We start from the raw sequence: 25,884 nt of genomic DNA, 5'->3' as shown, positions 1-25,884 counted from the left end.
ACCAGCGAAAGGACCATCCCTTGACCAGACTCCTGCCGATCGCCCTCGCGGGCAGCTTCCTGTGCGGGCTCGCCGGCGCGGCCGCCGCCGCCGAACCCATGACGATGGACCATGGCGCGATGGCGCCGGCCGCGACGGCGCGGACCCCGGCCGACAAGGCCTTCGCGGCGTCCAACGAGGAGATGATGAAGGGCATGGAGGTGAAGCCCTCCGGCGACCCCGACCGCGACTTCGTGGCGATGATGCTGCCCCACCACCGGGGCGCGGTCGAGATGGCCAAGGTCGAGCTGCAGTACGGCAAGGATCCGGAGCTGCGGAAGCTCGCCGCCGACATCGTCAAGGCCCAGGCGGTCGAGATCGCCCAGATGCAGGCCTGGCAGGGGAAGCGCGGGAAATGACCGCGGCGGCCGTTTGACCTCGTCGGCATTCCTCGCCAGGGTCCTGCGGCGCGCCCCGGCGCCGCCCGACCCTCGCGGAGCACCATGGACCTGCCAGACCCCCTGCAGCGCGCGCTCCAGCGGCTGAACGCCGCCCTCGAAGCGCTCGACGCCGCCGCCGAGCGCCGCGCCGAGGCGGATTCTGCCCGCACGGACGCCGACGCCGAATATGCCGTCCTGCAGGACGACCGGTCGCGCCTCGCCGTCGAGCTCGACGCCGCGCTGGCCCGCGCCCGCGCGCTCGACCGCGTCGCCGGCGACGTCGCGGTCCGGGTCGAGCGGGCCGGCGCCACCGTGCGCGGCATCCTGGCCGAACTCGCCCCGGCGGGATCCACCCCGCCCGGCCCGGCCTGAGGGCGACATGGCGCAGGTGAACGTCAGGATCGGCGGCCGGCTCTACCGCCTGGCCTGCGCCGACGGCGAGGAGGATCACCTCGCCGGGCTCGCGGCGCGGCTCGACGCCAAGATGGACGAGCTGCGCGGCAGCTTCGGCGAGATCGGCGACACCCGCATCACCGTGATGGCCGCGCTGACCATGGCCGACCAGGTCGGCGAAGCCGAGCGCCGCATCGCCGCGCTGGACGGCGAGAACGACCGGCTTCGCGCCGAACTGGCCGGGCACGACGCCCGCACGGCCGCCCTGGCCGAGGCGGCCGCGGAAGCGCTCGACGCGGCGGCGGCGCGGGTCGTGCGCATCGCGCATGCGCTCGACGCCGGGGCGGCCGGCGATTGAGCCGCGCCGCCGTGGCCGACGCCGCGGCCCTGCTCCTGTGCTGCACGGCGACCGGCACCATCCCCGCTTCCCGCCGCACCGCCCGGCTGGCCCCGGCCGCGCCCGTGTGGCACCAGGGGAGGGGGCGTTGGGAGCGGAACGAGGCGCGAGGCCGGGCGATGGCCTAGACGGCGTCCATGTCGAGCATTCTTTCGACTTCGATCATGACCCGCTCGAGGGTGTAGCGAGCGACCGCAACGTTGTGCGCCTGGCGATCCGACATGGCGGCGATGCTCGCCTTCAAGGCGGCATCCATGTGCCCCGCCATGGGCAGGTCCACATCTGACCTGATGCCTTGCAGGAGTTGGAGGACGCGGATCGCATCGAACGGACTCGATGCCTTCAGCGCTTGCGCGAACAGCAGGAACACATGGAGCGTGGCACGGTCGGTCATAGGGCAGCCGTCCCCCGCAGCGGCTGCGGCACCCTGGCGCCCGCGACATTCGGTTGCAACATCATAGGTTTGCATGCTGGAAATTCACTCCGCCATAATATTATTTGGCGAGGAAGCTTCGGCGCCGCCGCGCTGGGCCTCGGCGTGCGGGGCCGGGCGAACCTGCCGTCGCCGGATGAGGGTGGGCGAGTCTTCGAAGAAGGCGGCGAGCCCAAGCGCGATGTCGCGGGCGGCGCAGGTCAGCCGAAGCGCCGAAAATAACGAGCGCTAACCTCGTCCCTTCTGGAGCCGTTCATCTCCGCACCCGTACCTGCATACAGCCGGTCACAAACTTCCCTCCCCGGGACGGCGATCGGCACAGGGGGAAACGGAACATGAAGATCAAGGCTCTCATCGCCGGCTGCGTCCTCGCAGCCACCCTCGGCGCGGCTGTCGCCCCCGCCCAGGCGGACCCGATGGACCGGCGCATGCACCACATGATGAAGCGCCACGAGATGCACCGCATGATGCGCCACGAGAGGATGCGTCACGAGATGCACCGGATGATGCGTCACGACCGGATGCGGCACCACAGGCACCACATGATGCGCGACGGCATGTGACAGCGCGCTCGGTACGGGTTTGATTCGGGCCGGCACCTTCGGGTGCCGGCTTTTTCGTGAGCGCCCGCCGTCAGGCTGGGGGGTACGGCGGTGCCGCCGCCGGCGGGCTCAGGGATCGCGTGCGGTCGGACCCGCGCCGTCCGGAGAAGGGCGGGCGGGCGAAGGTGGACGGCGGCGGGCCGGGAGCGGCGTGGCGGCTGACGGGAGTGCGACGGCCGGCGGGACGTCCGGCGGGGTGGGGGATCCCAGATCCGGCAGCATCGCGCCGCACACGGGATAGGCCCCCTTGAAGCGCTTCAGGCCCCGGTTCGGGCAATCGGCGGAAAGCCGCTTGAGGACGTCGTCCAGGCCGGCTTCGGCGCCGAAGCGATCCGCCAAGCGTGCGAGTCGATAAGCGCCCTTGCGACGGCAGCCCTCGCAAGCGATGCGGACGATGACGTAGGGGTATGTGGACAGCCGCGGGACGTCCATGGCCCGTCAGGAGGGCGCGCCGTCGCGGGCCGGCACCGGAGCCGCTGCCCGGGGCGCCGCGGCGTCCGCCAGGGCGAGGAACCCGCTCTGCCCGGTGAGCTGGTGCGCCAGCGTTTCGAGGCTGGCCCTGGCGTCCCCGAGGGCGCCGAAGCTCCGGCCGAACGGGTCGACCTCCGTTTGCGCGTCGCGGATGGCGCGCCAGCACTGCGCCGTGCTGACGATGAGGTCGGGGAGGTGGGGGACGAAGTCCGCTCGCGCTTCCGCTTGCCGTGCCATGGTGCCGCCCTCCGCCGTGGATGTGTTCCTTTTTTGTTCTCAACGGCGGGAGAGTCAAGGCCCGGTCCCGCCCTCGAACCGGGCGACGGAAACGCCGACGCCTTCCCGCCGACGCGCGCCGCACGAGCGGCGGCGCGCGTCGGCGCTCCCCCGCGGTCGAGACCGTCGACCGCCGGTGTCGGGAGCCCGAAACGGACCCGCCGCCGCAGCCCCTCCGCCTACCCGTCCGCCGCGCGATGGCGTAGGGTCGGCGACCGTCCCCGTACCGGGCCGAACGCCAACCGGGCCACCGCGATGTCCGCCGCAACCGCCAACAGCTTCATCCTGGTCGCGATCGGGCTCGTCTTCGCCGTGCTGGTGGCGGGGCTCGTCAACATGGTGCGGGGCGGCAGTTCCAGCACGTCGCAGCGCCTGATGCGCTGGCGCGTCGGGCTGCAGTTCCTGGCCATCGTGGTGGTCATGACCGTGCTGTATTTCAGGGGGTAGGCGTCTTGGTGGTCCTCAATCGCATCTACACGCGCACCGGCGACGACGGCACGACGGCGCTGGGCTCGGGCGAGCGCCGTCGCAAGTCGGACGTCCGCATCGCCGCCTACGGCACGGTGGACGAATGCAACGCCGCCATCGGCATGGCGCGCCTCTACGCCGCGACGGAAGCGCCCGCGCTCGACGCCATGCTGGGCCGCATCCAGAACGACCTGTTCGACCTCGGCGCCGACCTCGCCACCCCGCCGGCGGAGGGTGAAGCGGAGGGCGCGCGGCTGCGGGTGGTGCAGGCGCAGGTGGACCGGCTGGAGCGCGAGATCGACGCGCTCAACGCCGACCTCCAGCCGCTGCGGTCCTTCGTGCTGCCGGGCGGCACGCCGGCCGCCGCGCACCTCCACCTCGCCCGCACGATCTGCCGCCGGGCCGAGCGGCTGATGGTGGACCTCAAGGTCGGCCAGGGCGAGGCGGTCAGCGCGGCCGCGGTCGGCTACGCCAACCGGCTGTCGGACTTCCTGTTCGTGGCGTCGCGCCACTGCAACCACCTGAAGGACGGCGACGTGCTCTGGGTGCCGGGCAAGAACCGCTAGGGCGACGCCGGACGCCGGGCCTTCGACACTTCCGGGGCTCCGCCCCGGAACGGGCCGGAGGTTTTTTGAAACCGCTCCAGACGGGATCTCAGGCTGGAACCCTTATAGACTTCCGGGTGGGAAGTCCTGCTTTCGAACCTCTCCAATAGTCTGTCCCCTATATTGACGATCTTCTCCGATGGGCGGAAGAGCAAGGCATCGATGGCGCCCTGATCCGGTGCGCCGCGCGCCCCGCCGGAGATGCCGCCATGATCCACGCCCCGCCGCAGGCCCCCGCGAGCCCGCTCGAAGCCCTCGCCCTGTCGGAGCGCTTCGTGCTGTGGAACCTCCGCGCCTGGGCGTGCTGCTGCCGCGGCCGCCGCCTGCCGGCCGCGCCCGTCGTGTCGGCCTTCGCCGACCTCGGCGCGCCCGCCGCCGCCGACGCGCTCGACGCCGCCATGACGCGCCTCGTGCTGGCGACCGGGCGCCCGCTCGCGGTCCATTGCCCGCCGCATCCCGGCCTGTCGGACGACGAGCGGACCCTGCTGGCCGCCGCCGCGGCGGCCCAGCGCCACGACCGCGATGCCCTGGCGACCCTGTTCGCGGATGTCCTGAGCCCGCCCGCCTCGGCCCTCGTCGGCCGCTCCCTCATGGAGTTCGGCGCCGCCATCGCGCTGGTGGGGGTGCTGCTGCCCCAGCCGGGGCCCGCGGCGGGCTGGCCCGCCCCGGCGGCCCCGGCCACGCTGCACTGAAGGCGCCGTCATGACGCCGCCACCCCGCCGCTGCCCCGCCGCCGGAGGGCGGGTTCCGGCCTGCCCCGAGCGCCCCGACTGCCCGGCCGCCCCCGCGGCGACCCTGCCGCGCGACGGCGCGGAGCGGACCGTGATGCTCGCGCTGCGCTTCGTGGCCGCCGCGGCCGACACGGGCGACGCCGCCTGCTTCGACGCCGCCTTCGACGGCGCCGAGGCCGCCTTCGGCGCGCGCGACGGCGCGCTCGTCGTGGCCCGCGCCGCCGCCCTGGTGCGCGCCTTGAAGCGCGACGGGGCCGCCTGGCAGTTCCTGCCCCCGCCCTGCCGGTTCCTGTCGCCGGGCGAAGCGCGCCTCCTCGCCGCGCTGCGGCTGCGCTTGTCCGGCGCGCGGGGCGCCGGCACGGCCGAACTGTCCGGCGCGCGGGGCGCCGGCACGGCCGAACTGTCCGGCGCGCGGGGCGCCGGCACGGCCGAACTGTCCGGCGCGACCCGCGCCGCGCTGGCCGACCTCGCCGTCCCGGTCCGGGCCGCCGGCCTGCCGCTTCTGCCGCCGGCGCCGCGGGCCGACGCGCGGGCGACAGTCTAGAGCCGCCCCGGCCCGCGGCGCCGGCCCCGGTCCATTGTTTCGGGGCGCGTCTTCGCGCGATCGCGCGGCGTTAACCGGTCGCGATCTGTTCCAGTCCGCTCCCGGACGACAGATTGGAGCGGTTCCGAACTGTGCCGGTCCCAGTTTCCACCCATTCTAAGTTGAAGCGCGATCGGTCGATTCGGCTTGAACGAGGCCGCCGGCGGTTCTAACCTGAGCCGCTGATTCACCGGAACGCCGGGAGGATGCCGCATGCTCGTCGCCTATCTTATCATGCTGCGCGAGGGGATCGAGGCGGCGCTGATCGTCGGCATCGTAGCGGCCTACCTGAAGCAGACCGGCCGCTCCCGCTTCATGCCCGCCGTGTGGACCGGGGTCGCGGTCGCGGTGGCCCTGTGCCTCGCGCTCGGCATCGCCATGAACGCCGTCGAGGCTGAGTTCCCGCAGAAGACTCAGGAGTTCTTCGAGGGCGCGGTCGCACTGGTGGCCGTGGGCGTGCTCACCTCCATGGTGTTCTGGATGAAGAAGGCGGCGAGGAGCATCAAGGCCGAGCTGCACGATTCCGTCGAGGCCGCCCTGGCGCGCTCGTCGGGCCGCCGCAGCGGCGGAGGCTTCGGCCTCGTGCTGATGGCCTTCTTCGCGGTCGGCCGCGAGGGGCTCGAATCCGTGTTCTTCCTGCTCGCCACCTTCCAGCAGGACCTCGGCTGGGGCCCGCCCGCCGGCGCGCTGCTCGGCGTGCTCACCGCCGTGGGCTTCGGGGCCGCCGTCACCTACGGCGGCTACCGGCTCGACCTGCGCCGCTTCTTCACCTGGACCAGCGCCCTCATCGTCTTCGTGGCGGCGGGCCTGCTGTCGACCGCGCTGCGCTCGTTCCACGAGGCCGGCTTGTGGAACGGCCTGCAGGGGCAGGCCTTCGACCTGTCGAACGTGCTGCCCGCCGACGGCACGCTGGGCACCCTGCTCAGCGGCATCTTCGGCTACCAGGACGCCCCCACGGTCGGCGAAGTGCTGGTGTACGTCGCCTTCCTGGTCCCGGCCCTGTGGCTGCTCTTCGCCCCGAGCCGCGCGTCGGCGCCGGCGGCCCGCCCCGCCTGACGCCTTCCCTTCCCACACCTTGCCCTTCCCAGAACCCGAGGACAGCATCCCCATGAGGACCGTCGCCCTTTCCGTCAGCCTGTCGGCCCTCTGCGCCGCCGGCGCCCTGTCGCCGGCCCGCGCGGCCGATGCGGCGCCCATCGGCGTGACGATCTCCGACAAGGGCTGCGAGCCGGCTTCCGTGTCGGTCGGGCCGGGCAAGTCGGTCTTCAAGATCAAGAACGAATCCAAGCGCGCCGTGGAATGGGAGATCCTCAAGGGGGTCGACGTCGTCGAGGAGCGCGAGAACATCATCCCGGGCTTCACCCAGACGCTGACCGCCACGCTCGACGCCGGCGACTACCAGATGACCTGCGGGCTGCTGTCCAACCCCAAGGGCGTCCTGACGGTGGCGGCCCCGGCCGCTGCTGCGGCACCCGAAGCGCCGAAGGCCGCCGACGCCAAGCCCGCCGACGCGAAACCGGCGGACGAGAAGGCCGCCAAGGCCGACGCCCCCAAAGGGCCGCCGCTGTCGCCGATGGACCTCGTCGGCCCCCTGGCCGAGTACAAGGTCTACGTGACCCGGCAGGTCGACGCCATGGTGACCGCCACCCGGGCCTTCACCGACGCCGTCAAGGCGGGCAAGCTCGACGACGCCAAGGCCCTCTACGCCCCGGCCCACGAGCATTACGAGCGCATCGAGCCCATCGCCGAGCTGTTCAACGACCTCGACGGCTCGATGGACAGCCGCGAGGACGACTTCGAGAAGAAGGCCGAGGACCCGGGGTTCCTGGGCTTCCACCGCATCGAGAAGGGCCTGTTCGCCGACAAGTCGACCGCCGGCCTGGCTCCCACGGCCGACAAGCTGATGGCCGACTGCCTCGACCTCCAGAAGCGCATCACCGACCTCACCATCACGCCGAAGAGCATGGTGGGGGGCGCCGCCGACCTCATCGAGGAGGTCGCCTCCAAGAAGATCGCCGGCGAGGAGGACCGCTACAGCCGCACCGACCTCGTCGACTTCCAGGCCAACGTCGACGGCGCGCAGAAGATCGTGACGCTGCTCGTCCCCCTGGTGCAGAAGCGCGACCCCGCGCTGGTCACCCGCGTCAAGGCCAACTTCGGCAAGGTCGACGCGGTGCTGGGCAAGTACAGGACGGCTCACGGCTTCGAGTCCTACGACAAGCTCGTGCCGGAGGACCGGAACAAGCTGAAGGGCCCGGTGACGGCGCTGGCCGAGGACCTGTCGACGCTGCGCGGCACGCTCGGCATCGATTGACCGCGACGGCGGGGCCGGGGCGGGCGGCCGGTCCGCCCCGGCCGTCCCAGAGGGCGGACCGGGCCGGCGAGAGAAGGGGGAAGAACGGATGACGGACAAGGCTGACCTCGGGCGCTGCCCCTTCGGCGTTCCCGCCCCCGCGGGGCCCGTGCCGTCGCTCGGCGATGCGCCGGCCTGCCCGGGCCGCCGCGGCCTGCTCGGCCTGCTCGGCCTCGCGGGCGCGGCCGGGCTGGCCCCCGCGGCGGCGCTGGCCGCGACGGCGCAGGAGGAGCGCCGCGCGGCGCCCGACGCCGACGGGACGCAGGATCGGCGGAGCTTCTACGGCGCCCACCAGTCCGGGGTGGTCACCCCCCAGCCCGCCGCGGCGCTGCTGGCCTCCTTCGACGTGCTGGCGGACTCCCGCGACGACCTCGCGTCGCTGATGCAGCGGCTGACGGCCCGGACCGCGGCCCTGATGGCGGGCGAACTCCCGCGGCCCGTGAACGACGGGCTGCCGCCGCCCGACAACGGCATCCTCGGGCCGGCCGGCATGACCGACGGCCTGTCAATGACGGTGGGGTTCGGCGCTTCCATGTTCGACGCGCGCTTCGGCCTCGCCGCCCAGCGCCCGAAGCGCCTCGTCGCCATGGCGGCCTTTCCCAACGACGCGCTCGACGCCGACTGCTGCCACGGCGACCTGCTGATCCAGTTCAACGCCAACACGGCCGAAACCAACATCCACGCGCTGCGGGCGGTGCTGAAGGAGTTCCCGGCCGACCTCGCGCTGCGCTGGAAGCAGGACGGATTCCTGCCGCCCCACACGGTCAAGACGCAGGGGCGCGACACGGCGCGCAACCTCCTCGGCTTCAAGGACGGCACCGCCAACCTCGACGCCGCCGACGGGGCGCTGATGGACCGCATCGTGTGGGTCGGCGAGGGCTCGGACGAGCCCGGCTGGGCGCGGGGCGGCAGCTACCAGGTGGTGCGGATCATCCGCACGCTGGTGGAGCGGTGGGACCGCACGCCCCTCCGGGAGCAGCAGACCATCATCGGCCGCGACAAGGCCGAAGGCGCTCCGCTCGGCCTGCGCGGCGAGCACGACATCCCCGATTACGCCGCCGACCCGCGGGGCCTCGGCGTCCCCCTCGACGCCCACATCCGCCGCGCCAACCCGCGCACGGCGGCGACGGCCGACAGCGTGATCCTGCGGCGCGCCTACAATTATTCCAACGGCCTGACCAAGGCGGGGCAGCTCGACATGGGGCTGCTCTTCTCGTCCTTCCAGGCCGACCTCGACCGGGGCTTCGTGGCGGTGCAGACGCGGCTGAACGGCGAAGCGCTGGAAGAATACATCAAGCCCGTCGGCGGCGGGTATTTCTTCACGCTGCCCGGCGTGGAAGGCCCGCGCGACCACTTCGCCAAGGCGCTGCTGGACGCCACCGCGTGAGCCGCGCATGACGGACCTCCTGCCGGGCTTCGACGATCGCACGATCGAGGTCGGCCAGGGGATCGGGATCCACGTCCGCACGGCGGGGCGGGGCGCGCCCGTGCTGCTCCTGCACGGCCACCCGCAAACCCTGTCGACCTGGCACGGCGTGGCGCCGGCGCTGGCCGAAACCCACAGCGTCGTCCTCATGGACCTGCGCGGCTACGGCGCGAGCGCGAAGCCGCCGTCGCCGCCCGACCATTCCGCCTATTCCAAGCGCGCCATGGCGCGGGACGCCGCCGCGGTGATGCGGCGGCTCGGCCACGGCGGCTACGCGGTCGTGGGCCACGACCGCGGCGGGCGGGTGGCGCACCGCCTGGCGCTCGACCACGCCGACGATGTCGAGCGCGTCGCCGTGCTCGACATCGCCCCGACGCTGCACATGTACGAGAGCACCGACATGGCCTTCGCCAAGGCCTACTTCTGGTGGTTCTTCCTGATCCAGCCCGAGCCGTTGCCGGAGCGCATGATCGGCGCCGATCCGGAGTTCTTCCTCCGCAGCCACCTGAAGCACCAGAGCAGGACCCCGGGCGTGCCGCGCGAGGACGTGGTCGCCGAATACCTGCGCCACTACGACGACCCGGCCGCCATCCACGCCATCTGCGAGGACTACCGCGCGGCGGCCTCGATCGACCTCGTCCACGACAGCGCCGACCGGGACGGCGGCCGCGCCCTGGCGGCGCCGCTGCTCGCGCTCTGGGGGGCCGAGGGCACGGTGGGCAAGCGCTACGACGTGCTCGAAACCTGGCGCGAGGTGGCCCGCGACGTGCGCGGCCGGGGGCTCGCCTGCGGGCACCTGCTCCAGGAGGAGCGGCCCGACGAGGTGGTGGCGGAGCTGCGGGACTTCCTGAAACCGTGACGGTTCGGACGCCGCGCCCGAGCGGGCGTCCGGGCGCCTCCCTGGCCGCGTCACCGGATCCGGGCGGCGATGGCGTTCACGCGGCCCGCTCCACCTCGGCGCGGGCCTGCAGCGCCTGGATCAGGTCCGCGATCTCCCGGGCCGGTCTGGCCTTGCTGTAGTAGAAGCCCTGGATGGAGCCGGTGAAACGCTGCCGCAGGATCTGCATCTGCTGCTCGTGTTCCACGCCCTCGACGGTGACGGACATGCCCAGGGCCGTCGCCATCCCGTTCATCGCGTCGAAGATCGCCAGCACGTCGCTCCTCACGTGCAGCTCCCTGACGAAGGAACGGTCGACCTTCAATTTGTCGAAGGTGAACCTGCTGAGGTAGCTCAGGGACGAATAACCGGTGCCGAAGTCGTCGAGGGACAGCCTGACCCCGGCGGCGCGCAGCCGCTCCATGTTGGTCGTCACCTCGGTCCCGCCTTCCAGCAGGATGGACTCGGTGATCTCGATCTCCAGCCTGGACGGCGCGAGACCGGTCCGGCACAGGACCTCCTCGACCTCGGTGCAGAACGCGGCCGAGCGGAAATGCACCGAGGAGATGTTGACCGCCACGGTGAGGCCGGGCCAGGCCAGGACGTTCGTGCAGGCGGTCAGGAGCGCCCACCGGCCGATGTCGGCGATGAAGCCGGTCGCTTCGGCGATGGGGATGATCTCCGCCGGGGAAATCCACCCGTCGTCCCGCGAATGCCAGCGGAGCAGGGCTTCCACCCCGACCACCCGCCCGCTCACGATGTCGACCTGGGGCTGGTAGTGCAGATCCAGCTCGCCCCGGTCGAGGGCCACCCGCATCGCGGCATCGAGGTGGCGGTGCCGGAGCGCCCGCTGCTCCAGCTGCGGGTCGAAGTGCTTCCAGCACCCCTTGCCCGCCGCCTTGGCGCTGTAGAGAGCGAGGTCGGCCCGGCTGAGGAGCGTGGCGGCGTCCTCGGCGTCGGCCGACGTGCGGGCGATGCCGACGCTGGCGCCGACGACGATGTTCAGGCCGTCGATGGCGTAGGCGCGCGAAAGGTCGGCGACCACGTCGCCGGCCAGCGCCGCGGCGCTGGCCTGGTCGTCGCATCGATGCAGCATCGCGAATTCGTCGCCGCCGAGCCGGTAGGCCCGGCTCCGGTCGCCGCACGAGGCGGCGAGCCGGCCGGCGACCGCGCGCAGCAGCATGTCGCCGGTCGTGTGGCCGTAGGTGTCGTTGACCGCCTTGAACCCGTCGAGGTCGATGTAGAGCAGGGCCGACTGCGCTTCGGACAGGGCCGCCGCACCGCAGGCCTGCTCGACGGCGGTCTGGAAGGCCGCTCGGTTGGGCAGGCCGGTGAGGGTGTCGTGGTTCGCCAGATAATTGATCTGCGCTTCCGATTCGTGCGTCCGGGTGACGTCCGACCCGACCCCCCTGTATCCCGCGAAGGCCCCGTCCGCTGCCCAGGACGGGTTGCCGTTGAGGCGCCACCAGCGCGTCCCCAGGGCGGTCTCGAGCCGGACGACGCGATCGTGGAAGGATTGCCGCTGCGCCATGGCGTCGGCGACCTCGGCGACGCCGTTCCCGTTCTCCCCGCGATACGCGTGGTCCGACAGCAGCTCCGCCAGGGTGGTCCCGCACAGGTCCTCGGCGCTTTCGCCGATCGCGGCCGCCAGCCGGGGCGGCGCGTGCCGCAGCCGGCCCGCGACGTCGGTTTCCCACAGCCAGTCGGTGGCGGATTCTTCGAACTCGTTCAGCAGGAGGCCGATGGTCTGGCTCTGGTCCTGCACCACCACGCGGTCGAGCAGGCGCTGGTACGACAGCTCGCTCATGCGCCGCGTGCTGAACAGCACGAAGAGGGCGTAGACCACCAGCAGGAGGGAGATGTAGAGGCCGAACGGGGCCTCGCAGGCGGCGAGGCCCACGAAGGTGCCGAGCACGATGGGGACGATCATCAGGGTCGAGACGGCGAGGATCGGGCCCACCACATAGGCGTCCGAGATCAACCCCGCCGCCGTGGCGACGGCCACCAGCTGGTAGCCGCTCTCGTGCGACGGGATCAGCATCGCCGGCATGGTGGACCAGATCAGGCCGATCAGCAGCGCCGCCAGCTTGGCGAGCGCGATGCCGCGCCGCACGATGTCCTCGGACAGGGCGGGGCCGAGCCACCGGCTCGATCGGTAGGTCAGCGTCATGGTGACCGACACCACGACGAACATCGCGACGTTGAGGCCGATCAGGTAGGCGGAAGGCGCGTGCCCCCAGAACAGGCACCCCAGCACCACCGATACGGCGAGGTGGGTCACCGTCGAATAGTTGGACACCTCGACGGTTTCGCGCAGCATGCCGGCGCGCGCTTCCCGGTCGTGGCGCTCGTCCACCGCGAGGGTGCCCCCGGCCGTCGGCGACGATCGGCCGAACGGGTGGAGCAGGCGTCCGAAACGCAGGGTTCCGTCCGCCATGTCAGCCGCCCACACGGGGCTGGGCCCTCCGGGCCTCCACGCGCACGGGCATTCCCCCGATCGGCCTCAGGGTGACCCGGAGATGGGCCCGCGGCAGGGGGGCGCCTTCGAGCGGGCCGAAGCCGAAGCGCGGCAGCAGGCCCGCCAGGATCACGAGGCACTCGGTGATGGCCATGCCCATGCCGATGCAGACCCGGGGGCCGCCGCCGAAGGGCAGGAAGGCGAACCTGTGCCGGAGCCGCTGCCGGTCGGGCGCGAAGCGATCGGGGTCGAAGGTTTCGGGATCGTTCCAAAGCCGCCGGTGGCGGTGCAGGGCATAGATCGGGATGTGCAGGGAGCCGCCGGCCGGGATGCGGAGGCCGCCGACCTTCAGGTCCACCGCGGCGCGGCGCACCAGAAGGGCCGCCGGCGGATAAAGGCGCATCGCTTCGCAGACAACTTGGCGGCAGAAGACGAGCCGGTCGACGGCCCCGGGATCGTCGACCGGGGACGGGACACCCGCGATCTCGTCCAGCATCCGCCGCTGGACCCCCGGGTGCTCGGCGATCAGGCGCAGAGTCCAGGCCAACACGAGCGCCGTCGTCTCGTGCCCCGCCACCACGAAGGTCAGGAGGTTGTCGACCAGCTCCCGGTCCGAAAGGGGGAGTCCCGTGTCGGGGGCGACGGCGGACAGCAGGGCGCCGAGGACGTCGCAGCCGTCCCGGCGGTCCCGCCGTCCCGCGACGACGCGGGCCGCCATGCCGCGGAGGTCGCGGGACGCCTTCGCGGCCCGGGCGGATCCGGGATGGGGCAGCCAGGCGGGGGCGCCCAGGACGCCGTAGGCGATCTTCCAGTTTGTGTGTTTCAGGTAGCCGTCCAGCGCCCGGCCGAAGCGGGCCGGGTCCAGCCCCGCGTCGCCGCCCAGCATCGTGCCGACGACGATGTCGAAGGCCGTGCGCATCATCTCGGACTGCAGGTCGACGACGCCTTGGCGGGGGGCCTCCTCCCAGCGGCGCAGGGTCGCCCGGGCGGCGTCCGCGATGGCGGGGATGGATGCCGCGACGCGGTCGGGCCGGAAGGCGGGGGCCGCGGCCCGCCTCTGGGTCCGCCACGCCGGCCCGTCGGACGTCAGGAGGCCCGTCCCCAGGATGGGCGCGAGAGCCCGGGTCATGGCGTCGTCGCGCACGAGCTTGTCGGCCTCGTCCACCAGGAGCGTGCGGATGCACTCGGGGTCCACGACGTAGGTGACCGGCCGCCCCAGCAGCCGCCCGGCCACGACGGGTTCGCGATACACGTCCTCGGGCCAGGCCTCGACGAGGTTGTTGAACGCCCTGACGACGTCGCGAGCGCCGGCCAGCGGGCGACGTGCGACGGGCCCCGGCGCCGGCGCCACGTCCATGATCGACGAACTCACAGGGCACATCACGGTTTCGACAGTCTCGGGTTCGCGGGACATCAGCAGTCGACCTGCCTCCGTCGGCTTGAACTAAACTGATGAACGAGCCGTAATCCCCTATAGACAATCGATCCGCTCCTCCGATGGTGTCAATTGGGGTACATCGGCACGGTGGGTTGCATGTCGTTCGGGTAAGTCAATTTCGGGTAGCGGTCGCGGGTGCGGGGCGGTCGTGTCACCGTGGCGCGGGGTCGCCGCTTCGGCGCATCGCCTTTCCACCGACATCCCCCGCCGTCATGATGCGGCGCCCGCCGCCCCAGGATCGACCCGCCATGTCCCTCGTCGTCCCACGCCGCGCCGTCCTGCGCGGCACCGCCGCCCTGGCGGGTGCGGTCGCGCTCCACCCCTTCGCGGCCCGCGCCGCTTCCGACCAGGCGCACCTGCGCGTGCTCGAAACCACCGACCTCCACGTCAACGTGTTCCCCTACGATTATTACGCCGACAAGCCGAACGACACCTTCGGGCTCACCCGCACGGCGAGCCTGGTCGACGCCGTGCGGGCCGAGGCCGGAAACACGCTGCTGATCGACAACGGCGACATCATCCAGGGCAGCCCCATGGGCGATGACGTGGCCTTCGCCCACGGCCTGCCGGACGGGTATGTCCACCCGATCATCCGCGCCATGAACACGATGGGCTACAGCTGCTCGACGCTGGGCAACCACGAGTTCAACTACGGGCTCGATTTCCTCGACCGGGCCATCGCGGGGGCGAACTTCCCCTTCGTCTGCGCCAACCTGGCGCGGGGCGCGCTGGCCGCCGATCCGCTGAAGGACCGGACCTACGTGGCGCCCTACGTCATCCTCGACCGCACCGTGAAGGACGGCGCCGGGCGGGACCTGCCCATCCGCATCGGCCTCATCGGCTTCGTGCCGCCGCAGATCATGACCTGGGACGCTCAGCACCTCGACGGCCGGGTCGCCACCCGCGACATCGTCGAGGCCGCCCGCGCCTGGGTGCCCCGCATGCGCGAAGCCGGCGCCGACCTCGTGATCGCGCTGTCGCATTCCGGCATCGCGGGCGGCGGCCCCTCGGACCGCATGGAGAACGCTTCCCTGTACCTCGCGGGCGTGCCCGGCATCGACGCCATCCTGACCGGCCACCAGCACCTCGTCTTCCCCGGCCCGAAGGACTTCGGCGGCATCGCCGGGGTCGACACGGCGCGGGGCACGCTGCAGGGCGTGCCGGCCGTGATGGCGGGGTTCTGGGGGTCGCACATGGGCCTGATCGACCTCGCGCTGGAGCACGGCGGCGGGCGCTGGCGCGTGGCCGACTTCACGAGCGAGGTGCGGCCGATCTTCCGCCGCGACGGCAAGGCGGTGGTGCCGCTCGTCGCCGACGACGCGGCCGTCGCGGCGGCGGCGAAGCCCGACCACGACGCCACGCTGGCCTACGTGCGGACGCCGGTCGGCCGCACCTCGGCGCCGCTCTTCTCCTATTTCGCGCTGGTGGCCGACGACCCGTCGGTGCAGATCGTGTCCGACGCGCAGCTCTGGTACGCGGCGCCGCTGCTGGCGGCCACCAGGTGGGGCGGGCTGCCGCTGCTGTCGGCCGCCGCGCCCTTCAAGGTCGGCGGCCGCAACGGCGCCGACTATTACACCGACATACCGGCGGGGCCGATCGCCATCCGCAACGTCGCCGACCTCTACCTCTACCCCAACACGGTGACCGTGGTGGCCGTGACGGGCGCCACGTTGCGCGAATGGCTGGAGCGCTCGGCGGGCATCTTCCGGCGGATCGTGCCCGGCGTCGCCGACCAGCCGCTGATCGACGCGGCCTTCCCGTCCTATAACTTCGACGTGATCGACGGCGTCACCTACGCGATCGACCCGACGGAGCCGTCCCGCTACGACGTCGACGGGGCGCTCGTCGCCCCCGACGCGCACCGCATCGTCGACCTGCGCTACGGCGGCCAGCCCATCGAGGAGGCTTCCACCTTCGCCGTGGTGGTCAACAACTACCGGGCGGGGGGCGGCGGCAACTTCCCGGGCGTCGACGCCCGCGCGGTGATCCTGGCCGCGCCCGACACCAACCGCGACGTCATCGTGCGCTTCGTCCACGGGCGCGGCACCGTGGACCCGCAGGCCAACGGCAACTGGCGCCTGGCGTCGGTGCCCGACACCAGCGTGACGTTCGACGCGGGGCCCGGCGCCCGAGCCCACCTCGGTGACGTGAAGGGGCTGGCGATCGAGGCGGTCGGCCCCGCCGGCAACGGCTTCGAGCGCTTCCGCATCCGGCTGTGAGGCCGGGCCGCGGCTTCAGCCGAAGGCCTTCTTGCGCCCGCGCGGCTTCGGCGTCGGCTTGGCATGGGCCTGGAGTTCGGGCAGCAGGCCGTCGAGCAGGGGAGCCGATGGGGCACCGGCCGCCTCGGCCCTGTCGGGGCCCGCGGCGGCCATCGGCTTCTTGCGGCCGCGCTGTTTCGGCTCGGGCTTGGCGTGGGTCAGGCCGGGCAGGGGAGCCTCGCCGCCCGGCGAGGCTTCGGGTTCGGCCTCGGGTTCGATTTCGGGCCCTGCCTCGCGGCTCCCGCGGCGGACCGGCGGGGGTTCCGCCTCCTCGCCCTTGCCGGAGCCCACGTCCACGAACCTGATCGCCATCATGCACCTCCCCGCCGTCGCCGGCCCTCGGCCCCACAGGTGGCACCGGAGCGCGCTCCCCGCCAGGGCGTGCCGCGCCGCGGCCGACACGGGCCCCGGCGACGGGTGTCGATCAGCTGTCGGCCTTCTGGCCGCTGGTGGCGAGCTTCAGGTAGTCGCGCGTGATGGACTCGATCATGCCGTCGATCACGTCGGCCGACGCCTTGTCCTCGGTCATGCTGGTGCGGAACTCGGACGCCGCATCGGCGTGGCCGGCCTGCTCGGCGATCACCGCCAGGGACTTGTAGGCCGCGACCTTGTCGAACTGGTAGGCGTAGCCGGCGTAGAGATTCTTCAGCGTCTCGTCCGAGGCCGTGGCATGCACCGCCGCGCCGATCTTGCCGGCGACGCTCATCACGCCCTCCTTGAACCCCGAGGTCGACCCGCCGACGGCCGCCAGCGCCTTGTCGAGCCGCCCCATGTGCTTGGTGCCGATCTGCTTCTGGGCTTCGAGCGCCGACCTGTACTGCGGGTACTGGCCGAGGCCGGACAGCTGATGCTCGATCTGCTGCAGGCCCTGCTGCTCCAGCGCGTGGGTGTTCTGCAGCGCGGTCGTGTAGATCGCCTTGATGTCGGTCCCCGCCATGATGTGTCCCTTCGTCCTTCGCGTCCGCGCGTCGCGGCGGGGTCCTAACGGTGCCGGCGGGCGGGAGTTCGCCGCCACACCGCCGCAGGGGCAGGCCGCCGCAGCGGTCGCTTGACCGCGCCGCACGGCCGCCCCCATGCTGGTGGCGGGGACCGCCGCGCCGCGGGCGGCTCCGGGAGGATGGGCGATGGACGGAACCGAGGCCGCGCTCGCGGCCGTCATCCGCAAGGCGACGTGGCGCATCCTGCCCTTCCTGATGCTGTGCTACTTCATCGCCTTCGTGGACCGGGTGAACGCGGGCTTCGCGGCGCTGCAGATGAACCACGACGTCGGCATATCGCCCTCGGCCTTCGGCTTCGGCGGCGGCCTGTTCTACATCAGCTACGTGCTCTGCGAGGTGCCGAGCAACCTCGCCATGCGGCGGTTCGGCGCGCGCGTCTGGATCGCCCGCATCATGATCTCCTGGGGGCTCGTGTCGGCGCTGATGGCCGCGGTGGTCGGGCCGAATTCCTTCTACGCGGTGCGGCTGCTGCTCGGCGCCGCCGAGGCCGGCTTCTTCCCCGGGGTGATCCTGTATCTCACCTCCTGGTTCCCGGCCGAAACGCGCGGGCGCATCGTCGCCATCTTCATGGTGGCGATCCCCATCTCATCGTTCCTGGGCTCGCCCATCTCGGCGGCCCTGCTCGGCACGGACGGCTGGCTCGGCCTCCACGGCTGGCAATGGCTGTTCGTGATCGAAGCCGTGCCGGCCGTCGTCCTCGGCGTCGTGTGCCTGTTCTACCTGCCGGACGGCCCGCGCGACGCCGCCTGGCTGTCGCCTGCCGAGCGCGACGTGCTGGCGGCGCGGCTCGCCCGGGAGGACGCGGCGCCCAAGCCCGCCGGCGGCCACCTGTCGCTGTGGCGCGTGCTGTCGAACCCCTACGTGCTGGCGGCTTCGCTGATCTACGCGGGCGCGTCCGGCGCCAGCCAATGCCTGTCGCTGTGGCAGCCGCAGATCATCAAATCCTTCGGGCTGAGCGTGAGCGCCACCGGGTGGCTCAACGCGCTGCCCTTCGGCATCGCGTCCGTGCTGATGGTGCTGTGGGGCCGCGATTCGGACCGCAGGCGCGAGCGCGTGTGGCACACGGCGCTGCCCCTCGCCCTCCTGGCCGGCAGCCTGTGCGCCGCCCTGCTAACCGGCGCGCTGCTGCCCACCATGGTGCTGCTGTGCCTCGCCGTCACGGCCACCTACGTCGTGAAGGGCCCGTTCTGGGCGCTGTCGACGGAATGGCTGGCGGCGGGCGCCGCCGCGGCCGGCATCGCCCAGATCAATGCCATGGGCAACATCGGCGGCTTCGTCGGCACGGCGCTGCTCGGCGCCATCAAGGACGCGACCGGCTCCTACGCGCTGGGGCTGATGCCCATCGCGGCCCTGTCGGCGGCGGGCCTCGTCGCCGTGCTGGCGCTCGGGCGGGGGCCGCGCGGGGCGATCCGGGGGGCCGAGCCAGGGATCGCCGGCCCGGCCCCGCGCGTCGGGAAACGATGACCACCTTCTTCACGAGCGACACGCATTTCGGCGACATGCGGGTGCTGCGCTTCGACCATCGGCCCTTCGCCACCCTGGCCGACCACGACGACGGGCTGATCGCCCGCTGGAACGAGCGGGTGGGGGAGGGGGACGTGGTCTGGCACCTCGGCGACTTCGCGCTCGGCCCGCTTCCCGCGCGCGCCTCGGCCATCCTCGACGCGCTCCGCGGCGAGAAGCACCTGATCGTCGGCAACAACGACGACGCCGCCACCCTGGCGCTGCCGGGCTGGGCGTCCGTGCGCCATTATGCCGAACTGTCCGTCGACGCCCGCCCCCTGGTGCTCTGCCACTACGCCTTCCGGACCTGGAACGGCATCGGGCGCGGCGCCGTGAACCTGCACGGCCATTCCCACAACAAGCTCACCCCCCTGCCGAAGCAGTACGACGTCGGCGTGGACGCGCAGGGGTTCCGGCCCGTGACGCTGGCCGAGGTGTTGGCGAGCCGGAAGCGGGGCGCCCGAAAGGCGCCCCCCGCGCCCGCCTGACGACCTCGGGCCGCCGCCCTGCGCGGCGAATTCGTTCCGTCCCGGTGGGGCGAAATTCACAATGATCCCGCAGCGTCAATGTCTTTCGTGCGGGCTGCCGAACTTTTCCACCCCCGTGCCGTTAAGGGTCCATCAACGAATGGAGACGGGCATGGACAAGTCGATGTGGATCGCCGCCGGCGCCTTCACGGCCTGGATGATGATCGGCGTGGCCGCGATGATGTGAGGCGGACGGGATGTCCGCTCGGGGGCAGGTCGGATCGACCGCAGGCCCCGGCGCAGCAGCACGAGGCACGGCCTGAAGGGCGCATCGTTCGATCGATGCGCCCTTCGCAGTTTCGGCGCCTGATCCGTCTCGACACCTTCCGTCGCGCGGCGGCCCGTCGTCCGGGATCGCCCGATGTCGGCACGCGTCCGCCTGCCGTGGGGCAGGGGCCCTCAGCCCTCCCGGTCTGCCGCTTCACGCCGCCCGGTGCGGGTTCTGCGACACCCGGAAGTCGACCGTCACGGCCGTGCCGGAGACCACGCAGGCCACCACGCCGTCGACGCGCGATCCTGCCGCCCCATCCCGGAACGTGAAGCTGTCGCCGAAGCTCCGGTCCCCCGCCCAGGGCGAGCCGAGGGTCGGCTCCGGCCCGAACTCGACGTCGTCGGGCTGGAAGCCCCGTTCGGCCAGCCGCCGCACCAGCGGCCCCCGGCACGCGTCGGCGAGGTCGGCGCTCCCCATGGCGGCGCGCACGAGCCGCCCGCCGTCGAAGCGCAGGTCGGCGAGCAGCACCACCCCGCCGAGCGCCGCGGCGAGCAGCATGCCGGCCACCACCAGGGCCAGGCCGCGCAGCACCGGCCGGCCCCGGCGGGGCGGCGGATCGGGGGCGGCGGCGGCGGTCGTATGCGGCAAGGCGGCGGCCCCTGCGGTTGCCGCGTCCCGGCGGCGACACTATGGTCGCGCCGCCTCAAAGACACGGAGCGATCCCATGGCCTTCATCTCCGACACGCTGGCGCGCGTCAAACCCTCCGCCACGATCGCGGTGACCCAGAAGGCGCGCGACCTGAAGGCCAAGGGGCGGGACGTGATCTCGCTGTCGGTCGGCGAGCCCGACTTCGACACGCCCGACAACATCAAGGAAGCCGCCATCGCGGCCATCCGCCGGGGCGAAACCAAGTACACGCCCGTCCCCGGCATCGTGCCGCTGCGCGAAGCCATCGCCAAGAAGTTCAAGCGCGAGAACGGCCTCGACTACAGGCCCACGCAGACCATCGTCGGCACCGGCGGCAAGCAGATCCTGTTCAACGCCTTCCTGGCGACCTGCAACCCCGGCGACGAGGTGGTGATCCCCGCGCCGTTCTGGGTCAGCTACCCCGACATGGTGCTGATCGCCGGCGGCACGCCCGTCATCGTGCAGACCACGCTCGAGCAGAACTTCAAGCTGCAGGCCGAGGACCTCGAGCGCGCCATCACGCCGAAGACCAAGTGGGTCCTGCTGAACTCGCCCTCGAACCCGTCGGGCGCCGCCTATTCGCGCGCCGAGATGAAGGCGCTGACCGACGTCATCCTGCGCCACCCGGACGTTTGGGTGCTGACGGACGACATCTACGAGCACCTCGTCTACGGCGACTTCACCTTCTGCACGCCCGCCGAGGTCGAGCCCGGCCTGATGGACCGCACGCTGACGATGAACGGCGTGTCCAAGAGCTACGCCATGACGGGCTGGCGCATCGGCTACGCGGCCGGGCCGGACCGGCTCATCAAGGCCATGGACATGCTCCAGGGGCAGCAAACCTCCGGCGCCTGCTCGATCGCCCAATGGGCCTCGGTCGAGGCGCTCGAAGGCCCGCAGGACTTCATCCCGAAGAGCCGCAAGGTGTTCGAAGGCCGGCGCGACCTCGTCGTGTCGATGCTGAACCAGGCCAGGGGGCTGAAGTGCCCCGTGCCGGAGGGCGCCTTCTACGTCTACCCGTCCTGCGCCGAACTGATCGGCAAGGCGACGCCGGCCGGCAAGGTGATCGCGACCGACGAGGACTTCGTCACGGAGCTCCTGGAAGCCGAGGGCGTCGCGGCGGTCCACGGGACGGCCTTCGGCACGGGCCCGAACTTCCGCATCTCCTACGCGACCTCGAACGAGCTGCTGGAGAAGGCCTGCGCCAAGATCCAGAGCTTCACGGCCTCGCTGCGCTGAAACGGCCGCCCGGAACGGCGCGCCCTGTGGCCGAAACGCCATAGGGGCGCGCCGATGTCGATGCGGCGGCGGCCGGGCGCGACGGCGGCCACAATCGCCGTGTCTGTGGCGCTCCAGCGGCGCGGTCCCCGCGCCCCGGAGCCACATCCATCATGATCCAACCCAAAGTCCCGCCCGCCAAGGTCCTGCTCGCTGCGTCCGCGCTGCTCGCCGCCGCCCTGGTGCCGACGGCTTCCGTCGCGGGCCCCGTCGGGCAGCTCAACTGCAACGTGTCGGGCGGCGTCGGCTTCCTCGTCGCGTCCCGCCGCGCGTTGAACTGCGAATACACGCCGGCCAACGGCGCCCGCCGCCAGCATTACCTCGGCAGCATCAGCCGCTACGGGCTGGACCTGGGACCCCAGGGACCCGGCAGGTTGACCTGGGACGTGGTGTCGCTCGGCGGCGCGGTGGGGCCCGGCGCCCTGTCGGGCAACTTCGCCGGCGCGTCGGCCTCCGCCACGGTCGGGGTGGGCGTCGGCGCCAACGCGCTCGTCGGCGGCGCCAACGGGGGCCTGCAGCTCCAGCCGCTGTCCGTCGAGTCGCAGTCGGGCTTCAACGTCGCCGCCGGCATCGGCGCCATGACGCTCGACTACGCGCCCTGACGCGAGCGCCGGGGCGGGGCGCCGCGCCCCGGCCCGGCTTCGGCCCCGCGGGTCGGCGGATCAGCCCCGGTGGTGCGTTTCCGCCAGGCCGTAGACGGGCGTGGGGAGGCCCTCCATCCGGGCCTTGAGCTGCAGCGCCAGGTACAGCGAATAGTGCCGGGACTGGTGCAGGTTGCCGCCGTGGAACCACAGCGCCTCCTGCCGGGTGGGCTTCCACATGTTGCGCAGCTCGCCTTCCCAGGGGCCGGGGTCCTTGGTGGTGTCGGAGCCGAGGCCCCAGCACTTGCCGACCTTGTCGGCCACCTCCTGGCTGATGAGCTTCGCCGCCCAGCCGTTCATGGAGCCGTAGCCCGTGGCGTAGACGATCACGTCCGCAGGCAGCTCGATGCCGTCCTGCAGCACCACGCCCGAGGGGGTGATGCGCTCGACCTGCCCGGCCTGGAGCCTGATCGACCCGTCGGCGATCAGCTCGGACGCGCCCACGTCGATGTAATAGCCGGAGCCCCGGCGCAGGTACTTCATGAACAGGCCGGACTCGTCGTCGCCGAAGTCGAGCCTGAAGCCGGCGGCGCGCAGCCGATCGTAGAAGTCGGCGTCCCGCTCCTTCATGGCGGCGTAGACCGGCCGGTGGAACTCCGGCATCAGCCGGTAGGGCACGGACGCGAAGATCAGGTCCGCCTTGTCGGTGGTGATGCCGCTCGCCACCGCGCTTTCGGAATAAAGGCCGCCGAGCGACAGCTCCATCAGCGATTCCGACCGCGCGATGTGGGTCGGCGAGCGCTGCACCATGGTGACGTCGGCGCCGTGCTCCCACAGGTCGGCGCAGATGTCGTGGGCCGAGTTGTTGGAGCCGATCACCACGGCGCGCTTGCCGGCATAGCGCTCGCCCCCCTCGTGCCGGCTCGAATGGTGGCTTTCGCCCGCGAAGCCGTCCATCCCGGGGAAGTCCGGCAGGTTGGGGATCGCCGACATGCCGGTGGCGAGCACGAGCTGCTTCGGGCGCAGCGTCAGGGGCTCGCCGTCGCGCAGCAGCTCCACCACCCACTCACCCGCGGCCTCGTCGTAGCGGGCGGAGCGGCATTCGGTCAGGGGCCAATAGTTCAGCTCCATGACCTTCACGTACATTTCCAGCCAGTCGCCGATCTGGTCCTTCGCGGCGAAGACCGGCCAATGGTCGGGGAAGGGCAGGTAGGGCAGGTGGTCGTACCAGACGGGGTCGTGCAGGTGCAGCGACTTGTAGCGCTTGCGCCACTGGTCGCCGGGCCGCTCGTGCCTGTCGACGACGAGGGTCGGCACGCCGAGCCGCTTCAGCCGGGCGCCGAGCGCGATGCCGCCCTGGCCGCCGCCGATCACCAGCGCGTAAGGCTGCAGGCTGCGGCCGAGCTCCGCTTCCTCGTCCCGGCGGCGGTCGAGCCACGATCGCCGGCCGCGCGCGATGCCGTGCTCGACGCCCTTCTCGCGCCGCGGCCCGCTCGACTCCTCGAAGCCCTTGAGCTCGCGCGCCGACGTGAGCAGCGTCCAGGCCTCGTCGCCCTTCAGCCTCAGGTGGCCGCGCCCCCGCGCGTGCCCGGTTTCGAAAGAGATCCAGGCTTCGGTGAGCCCGTCCACCTCGGTGGCGGCCTCGTCGAGCTCCCAATGCCGGGGACGGATGGCGTCGAGCTGGGCGTCCAGCATGGCGCCGATGGCGTCCCGCCCTTCCAGCGTGACGATGTTCCAGGTGAAGGCGACGAGGTCGCGCCAGAAGCCGTCCTCGCAGAAGAGCCCCGCCGCCGCAGGGGCGTCGCGCCGCGTCAGCGCGCCCTCGAAGCGGTCGAGCCAGGCGAGCACGCGCTCGTCGGCCACCGACAGGGGGTCGTTCGACCGTGCCAATGCCGTCATGACGTTTCCTCCGATCGACGCTCTGCGGCGTTGATTCCCGTCGAAGGTCTGCCACTTTGGCGGGGCTGTCCAGTATCGGAGGGGCTTTCCCGACGGGCCGGCTCCGCGCCGCGGTGATCACGGGGCGCGATGCCTCAGCAAGGGGTGGTGGTGCATCAGGGGACGACGCATGGTCATCCGGCGGTGCATGGCGTGGCGACGGTGCTGCATCGTCGTGGGCCCCGCTTCGGCGGGGGCGACGGCCTACGGCCGAGGGCGGGGTTCTCGGCGGGATCGGCCGAACCGGCCGTGCGCCGGGCTGGACGGCGCGGGGCGCCGCCCTAGCTTGGTCGCCATGCGCCTTCCGGTCGCCCTCGTTCTCCTCGGTCTCGTCGGCACCCTCGGCGGGGCGGATGCGGCGACCCACCGCTACACCCGCGCGGAGCGCTATGCGGGCTGCATGTTCGGCGAAACGATCCCGCTGATGCGGCGCGGCACCGAGCGCGAGCGCGCCCTCGCGATCGCGTCGGACCGCTGCATCGCCTGGTCCGAGGGGCTGTCGGCGAGCGACATCCGCGAGGTCGACATCGAGCTCCACCGCGCCATCGAGCGCTCCGAACGCCAGGGCCTGTGACCTTCGGGAGGGCTTCCCTCCCTCACCCCGGCATCATGCTCTTCACCCGCGCCGCCCAGGCGACGTCGGCGTCGAGCACGGGCTCGCCGAACTGGCCGTGCAGTTCGAAGCGGCCCTCGGCCTTGCCGCGCAGCACCTGCTTCACGAGCACGCGGCCGTCCGCCAGCCCCACGACGCAGAGCCGCCCGATGAGGTCGTCCGTCACGGCCTCGCGCCGGTCGTCGAAGTAGACCCGCCACCCGTTGAACAGCGGCCCGAGGCTTTGGCCGCGGATCTCGGCCGCGATCGTCTGCGGCGTCGCATCCTCGGGCGCCGGCGCCTCGTCGAACGGGCCCTGGCATTCCGAATAGAAGTGCATCTCGGTGCCGGCCCCGACATAGCCCGCCACCGGAACGGTGCCGGAGCGGTCCGTCACCACGTCGCCCGGGTCGACCCCGTAGGCGTCGCTGGCGAGCTTGATCCATTTGTCCGACAGCCGACGGCTGCCGCCTTCCAGCTTGACGTACTGGTTGCGCGTGGTGCCGAGCGCCGCCGCGGCCTCGCCCTGCGTCCAGCCGCGGCCGTCCCGCAGCATCCTCAGATTGTTGGCCAAGGCCGCGTCTCCGCCAAATGTAGCCCATAATGGGCACAACATCTTGACTACTGTGCCCTAATAGGGCATATCATAGCCATCGACGGCGAGCTGTCCAGGGTGGCGGCAGCGTCGATCCCCACCGCAAACGTTGGATGCCCATGGTCCTGTCACCGCCGGTCCTGGCCGGGGAACGCGGCTTCGCGCCCGCCTTCCCCCATTTCCCGCCTGCCGCCGCCGCCGTGGCGTCGCTCGCGCCCCACGAATGCCGCTGGCCCCTGGGGGAGCCGGGCGACGCGGGTTTCGTCTTCTGCGGCGGCACGCGGCTGCCGCACGGCAGCTATTGCGCCGTGCACGCCCGCACCGCCGGGCCCGCGACCGCCGGCCGCGGGGGCAGGGCGTGACGGCCCCGCGCGTCGAGCGGGCGCCGCGGCGCCGGGGCGCCTTCGGGCTCGACGAGCGGCGCTTCCCCGACCCCGCGCGGGTGGAAGCGGACCTGCGCCGCTTCCTGGCCGGCCGGCTGCCGGACGTGTGGCCCCTCCCGGCCCCGCCCGCCCCGGCGGCGGACGACGCCGGGGCCCGCACCCTCACGCTGCTGCTGCCCCGGGGCCACGTGGCCGTGCTGCGCATCGACCGCGACCCCGTCCACCCCGGGCCGGCGTCGCGGGCGCTGGCGGACCGCTGCCGGGCCATGCACATCCCCCACGCCACCGTGTCGAGCCTGCCGGAAGGGCGGGCGGCCCTGCGCCGCCTGGGCGTCGAACCCCGGCCCGTGGATGCGGCACCGGCCGGGCCGACGCTCGCGTCCGTCTTCGGGGGGGCCTGAC

General features: G+C 72.3%; 32 protein-coding genes. 22 read left to right on the top strand and 10 right to left on the bottom strand.

What is annotated here, in order from left to right; all coding sequences use genetic code 11:
* The first annotated feature begins 20 nt into the window (after positions 1–20).
* From copM to D3273_RS28195, 4 genes are all read left to right on the top strand, one after another.
* Positions 21–398, top strand: coding sequence for a CopM family metallochaperone (gene copM / locus D3273_RS09385; protein ID WP_428977765.1), 378 nt, complete (start codon positions 21–23; stop codon positions 396–398).
* Between the two features lie 84 nt (positions 399–482).
* Positions 483–791 (top strand): DUF4164 family protein, encoded by a 309-nt coding sequence (locus tag D3273_RS09380; RefSeq protein WP_129225764.1) that lies wholly within the window; start codon positions 483–485, stop codon positions 789–791.
* A gap of 7 nt (positions 792–798) precedes the next feature.
* Positions 799–1,170, top strand: a complete 372-nt coding sequence (locus tag D3273_RS09375) for a cell division protein ZapA (RefSeq protein ID WP_129225762.1) — start codon at positions 799–801, stop codon at positions 1,168–1,170.
* Complete coding sequence (locus tag D3273_RS28195) at positions 1,167–1,337, top strand: hypothetical protein (RefSeq protein WP_165359438.1); 171 nt, start codon at positions 1,167–1,169, stop codon at positions 1,335–1,337. Before D3273_RS09375 ends, D3273_RS28195 begins: the two co-directional genes overlap by 4 nt.
* Here the strand turns inward: D3273_RS28195 and D3273_RS09370 are convergent.
* Positions 1,334–1,603 (bottom strand): hypothetical protein, encoded by a 270-nt coding sequence (locus tag D3273_RS09370; protein WP_129225760.1) that lies wholly within the window; start codon positions 1,601–1,603, stop codon positions 1,334–1,336. The two genes, D3273_RS28195 and D3273_RS09370, sit on opposite strands and share 4 nt — an antisense overlap.
* 374 nt (positions 1,604–1,977) lie before the next feature.
* On the opposite strand from D3273_RS09370, the gene D3273_RS09365 reads away from it, so the two are divergent.
* Positions 1,978–2,205: a hypothetical protein gene (locus D3273_RS09365; protein WP_129225758.1), complete on the top strand. Its 228-nt coding sequence runs from the start codon at positions 1,978–1,980 to the stop codon at positions 2,203–2,205.
* A gap of 108 nt (positions 2,206–2,313) precedes the next feature.
* On the opposite strand, the gene D3273_RS29105 is transcribed toward D3273_RS09365, so the two are convergent.
* Positions 2,314–2,583 (bottom strand): hypothetical protein, encoded by a 270-nt coding sequence (locus tag D3273_RS29105; protein WP_245501086.1) that lies wholly within the window; start codon positions 2,581–2,583, stop codon positions 2,314–2,316.
* 99 nt (positions 2,584–2,682) lie between these two features.
* The gene (locus D3273_RS09355) at positions 2,683–2,952 is read right to left on the bottom strand and encodes a hypothetical protein (RefSeq protein ID WP_129225756.1); all 270 of its coding nucleotides are present in this window, start codon (positions 2,950–2,952) and stop codon (positions 2,683–2,685) included.
* A 294-nt stretch (positions 2,953–3,246) separates the two neighbouring features.
* On the opposite strand from D3273_RS09355, the gene D3273_RS09350 reads away from it, so the two are divergent.
* The 8 genes from D3273_RS09350 to D3273_RS09315 all read left to right on the top strand — a co-directional run bounded on the left by D3273_RS09350 (position 3,247) and on the right by D3273_RS09315 (position 10,016).
* Positions 3,247–3,438: a twin transmembrane helix small protein gene (locus D3273_RS09350; protein ID WP_129225755.1), complete on the top strand. Its 192-nt coding sequence runs from the start codon at positions 3,247–3,249 to the stop codon at positions 3,436–3,438.
* A gap of 5 nt (positions 3,439–3,443) precedes the next feature.
* Positions 3,444–4,025 carry a cob(I)yrinic acid a,c-diamide adenosyltransferase gene (locus tag D3273_RS09345; protein WP_129225753.1) on the top strand — a complete coding sequence of 194 codons (582 nt, stop codon included), beginning with the start codon at positions 3,444–3,446 and terminating at the stop codon, positions 4,023–4,025.
* Between the two features lie 248 nt (positions 4,026–4,273).
* The gene (locus D3273_RS09340; RefSeq protein ID WP_129225751.1) at positions 4,274–4,756 is read left to right on the top strand and encodes a hypothetical protein; all 483 of its coding nucleotides are present in this window, start codon (positions 4,274–4,276) and stop codon (positions 4,754–4,756) included.
* Between the two features lie 10 nt (positions 4,757–4,766).
* Complete coding sequence (locus D3273_RS09335; RefSeq protein WP_129225749.1) at positions 4,767–5,339, top strand: hypothetical protein; 573 nt, start codon at positions 4,767–4,769, stop codon at positions 5,337–5,339.
* A gap of 252 nt (positions 5,340–5,591) precedes the next feature.
* Complete coding sequence (gene efeU / locus D3273_RS09330; protein ID WP_129225747.1) at positions 5,592–6,434, top strand: iron uptake transporter permease EfeU; 843 nt, start codon at positions 5,592–5,594, stop codon at positions 6,432–6,434.
* 52 nt (positions 6,435–6,486) lie between these two features.
* Positions 6,487–7,692, top strand: coding sequence for an iron uptake system protein EfeO (gene efeO / locus D3273_RS09325; RefSeq protein WP_129225745.1), 1,206 nt, complete (start codon positions 6,487–6,489; stop codon positions 7,690–7,692).
* An 88-nt stretch (positions 7,693–7,780) separates the two neighbouring features.
* Positions 7,781–9,118 carry an iron uptake transporter deferrochelatase/peroxidase subunit gene (gene efeB / locus D3273_RS09320; RefSeq protein WP_129225743.1) on the top strand — a complete coding sequence of 446 codons (1,338 nt, stop codon included), beginning with the start codon at positions 7,781–7,783 and terminating at the stop codon, positions 9,116–9,118.
* Between the two features lie 7 nt (positions 9,119–9,125).
* Positions 9,126–10,016: an alpha/beta fold hydrolase gene (locus D3273_RS09315; protein WP_129225741.1), complete on the top strand. Its 891-nt coding sequence runs from the start codon at positions 9,126–9,128 to the stop codon at positions 10,014–10,016.
* Positions 10,017–10,092: 76 nt separating this feature from the next.
* On the opposite strand, the gene D3273_RS09310 is transcribed toward D3273_RS09315, so the two are convergent.
* Both D3273_RS09310 and D3273_RS09305 read right to left on the bottom strand, forming a co-directional pair.
* Positions 10,093–12,471, bottom strand: coding sequence for a putative bifunctional diguanylate cyclase/phosphodiesterase (locus D3273_RS09310; protein WP_129225739.1), 2,379 nt, complete (start codon positions 12,469–12,471; stop codon positions 10,093–10,095).
* A 1-nt stretch (position 12,472) separates the two neighbouring features.
* Positions 12,473–13,906: a cytochrome P450 gene (locus D3273_RS09305; protein WP_245501085.1), complete on the bottom strand. Its 1,434-nt coding sequence runs from the start codon at positions 13,904–13,906 to the stop codon at positions 12,473–12,475.
* 272 nt (positions 13,907–14,178) lie between these two features.
* Here D3273_RS09305 and D3273_RS09300 point away from each other — a divergent pair, with 272 nt between their 5' ends.
* The gene (locus D3273_RS09300; RefSeq protein WP_207210750.1) at positions 14,179–16,149 is read left to right on the top strand and encodes a bifunctional 2',3'-cyclic-nucleotide 2'-phosphodiesterase/3'-nucleotidase; all 1,971 of its coding nucleotides are present in this window, start codon (positions 14,179–14,181) and stop codon (positions 16,147–16,149) included.
* A gap of 15 nt (positions 16,150–16,164) precedes the next feature.
* Here the strand turns inward: D3273_RS09300 and D3273_RS09295 are convergent, their stop codons facing one another.
* Positions 16,165–16,500 carry a hypothetical protein gene (locus D3273_RS09295; RefSeq protein ID WP_129225737.1) on the bottom strand — a complete coding sequence of 112 codons (336 nt, stop codon included), beginning with the start codon at positions 16,498–16,500 and terminating at the stop codon, positions 16,165–16,167.
* A 112-nt stretch (positions 16,501–16,612) separates the two neighbouring features.
* A complete protein-coding gene (locus D3273_RS09290) occupies positions 16,613–17,125 on the bottom strand; it encodes a DUF892 family protein (protein WP_129225735.1) in 513 nt (170 codons plus the stop codon).
* Between the two features lie 187 nt (positions 17,126–17,312).
* Between D3273_RS09290 and D3273_RS09285 the strand changes: the two genes are divergently transcribed.
* The 3 genes from D3273_RS09285 (at position 17,313) to D3273_RS28190 (ending at position 19,403) form a co-directional block, all read left to right on the top strand.
* Positions 17,313–18,650, top strand: a complete 1,338-nt coding sequence (locus D3273_RS09285) for an MFS transporter (protein WP_129225733.1) — start codon at positions 17,313–17,315, stop codon at positions 18,648–18,650.
* The gene (locus tag D3273_RS09280; RefSeq protein WP_129225731.1) at positions 18,647–19,177 is read left to right on the top strand and encodes a metallophosphoesterase; all 531 of its coding nucleotides are present in this window, start codon (positions 18,647–18,649) and stop codon (positions 19,175–19,177) included. The genes D3273_RS09285 and D3273_RS09280 overlap by 4 nt, the downstream gene beginning before the upstream one ends.
* A 61-nt stretch (positions 19,178–19,238) precedes the next feature.
* Positions 19,239–19,403, top strand: coding sequence for a hypothetical protein (locus D3273_RS28190; RefSeq protein WP_165359437.1), 165 nt, complete (start codon positions 19,239–19,241; stop codon positions 19,401–19,403).
* A gap of 234 nt (positions 19,404–19,637) precedes the next feature.
* Here the strand turns inward: D3273_RS28190 and D3273_RS09275 are convergent, their stop codons facing one another.
* Positions 19,638–20,075, bottom strand: a complete 438-nt coding sequence (locus tag D3273_RS09275; protein ID WP_129225729.1) for a hypothetical protein — start codon at positions 20,073–20,075, stop codon at positions 19,638–19,640.
* A gap of 76 nt (positions 20,076–20,151) precedes the next feature.
* On the opposite strand from D3273_RS09275, the gene D3273_RS09270 reads away from it, so the two are divergent.
* Positions 20,152–21,354 carry a pyridoxal phosphate-dependent aminotransferase gene (locus tag D3273_RS09270; protein ID WP_129225727.1) on the top strand — a complete coding sequence of 401 codons (1,203 nt, stop codon included), beginning with the start codon at positions 20,152–20,154 and terminating at the stop codon, positions 21,352–21,354.
* A gap of 152 nt (positions 21,355–21,506) precedes the next feature.
* Positions 21,507–21,995, top strand: a complete 489-nt coding sequence (locus D3273_RS09265; protein WP_129225726.1) for a DUF992 domain-containing protein — start codon at positions 21,507–21,509, stop codon at positions 21,993–21,995.
* Positions 21,996–22,055: 60 nt separating this feature from the next.
* Here D3273_RS09265 and D3273_RS09260 read toward each other — a convergent pair whose 3' ends face one another.
* Complete coding sequence (locus D3273_RS09260) at positions 22,056–23,873, bottom strand: NAD(P)/FAD-dependent oxidoreductase (protein ID WP_129225725.1); 1,818 nt, start codon at positions 23,871–23,873, stop codon at positions 22,056–22,058.
* Between the two features lie 334 nt (positions 23,874–24,207).
* Here D3273_RS09260 and D3273_RS09255 point away from each other — a divergent pair, with 334 nt between their 5' ends.
* The gene (locus D3273_RS09255) at positions 24,208–24,486 is read left to right on the top strand and encodes a hypothetical protein (RefSeq protein WP_129225724.1); all 279 of its coding nucleotides are present in this window, start codon (positions 24,208–24,210) and stop codon (positions 24,484–24,486) included.
* A 22-nt stretch (positions 24,487–24,508) separates the two neighbouring features.
* Here D3273_RS09255 and D3273_RS09250 read toward each other — a convergent pair whose 3' ends face one another.
* Positions 24,509–25,078 carry a helix-turn-helix domain-containing protein gene (locus tag D3273_RS09250; RefSeq protein WP_129225723.1) on the bottom strand — a complete coding sequence of 190 codons (570 nt, stop codon included), beginning with the start codon at positions 25,076–25,078 and terminating at the stop codon, positions 24,509–24,511.
* A gap of 140 nt (positions 25,079–25,218) precedes the next feature.
* On the opposite strand from D3273_RS09250, the gene D3273_RS09245 reads away from it, so the two are divergent.
* Positions 25,219–25,461 carry a GcrA family cell cycle regulator gene (locus tag D3273_RS09245; RefSeq protein ID WP_245501084.1) on the top strand — a complete coding sequence of 81 codons (243 nt, stop codon included), beginning with the start codon at positions 25,219–25,221 and terminating at the stop codon, positions 25,459–25,461.
* Positions 25,458–25,883 (top strand): hypothetical protein, encoded by a 426-nt coding sequence (locus tag D3273_RS09240; protein WP_129225719.1) that lies wholly within the window; start codon positions 25,458–25,460, stop codon positions 25,881–25,883. Before D3273_RS09245 ends, D3273_RS09240 begins: the two co-directional genes overlap by 4 nt.
* Position 25,884: the final 1 nt, after the last annotated feature.

Origin of the sequence: Lichenibacterium minor (genome assembly GCF_004137685.1) — a bacterium.
Taxonomy (GTDB): Bacteria; Pseudomonadota; Alphaproteobacteria; order Rhizobiales; family Beijerinckiaceae; genus Lichenihabitans; species Lichenihabitans minor.
This window is presented reverse-complemented; position numbering and strand designations above follow the sequence as displayed.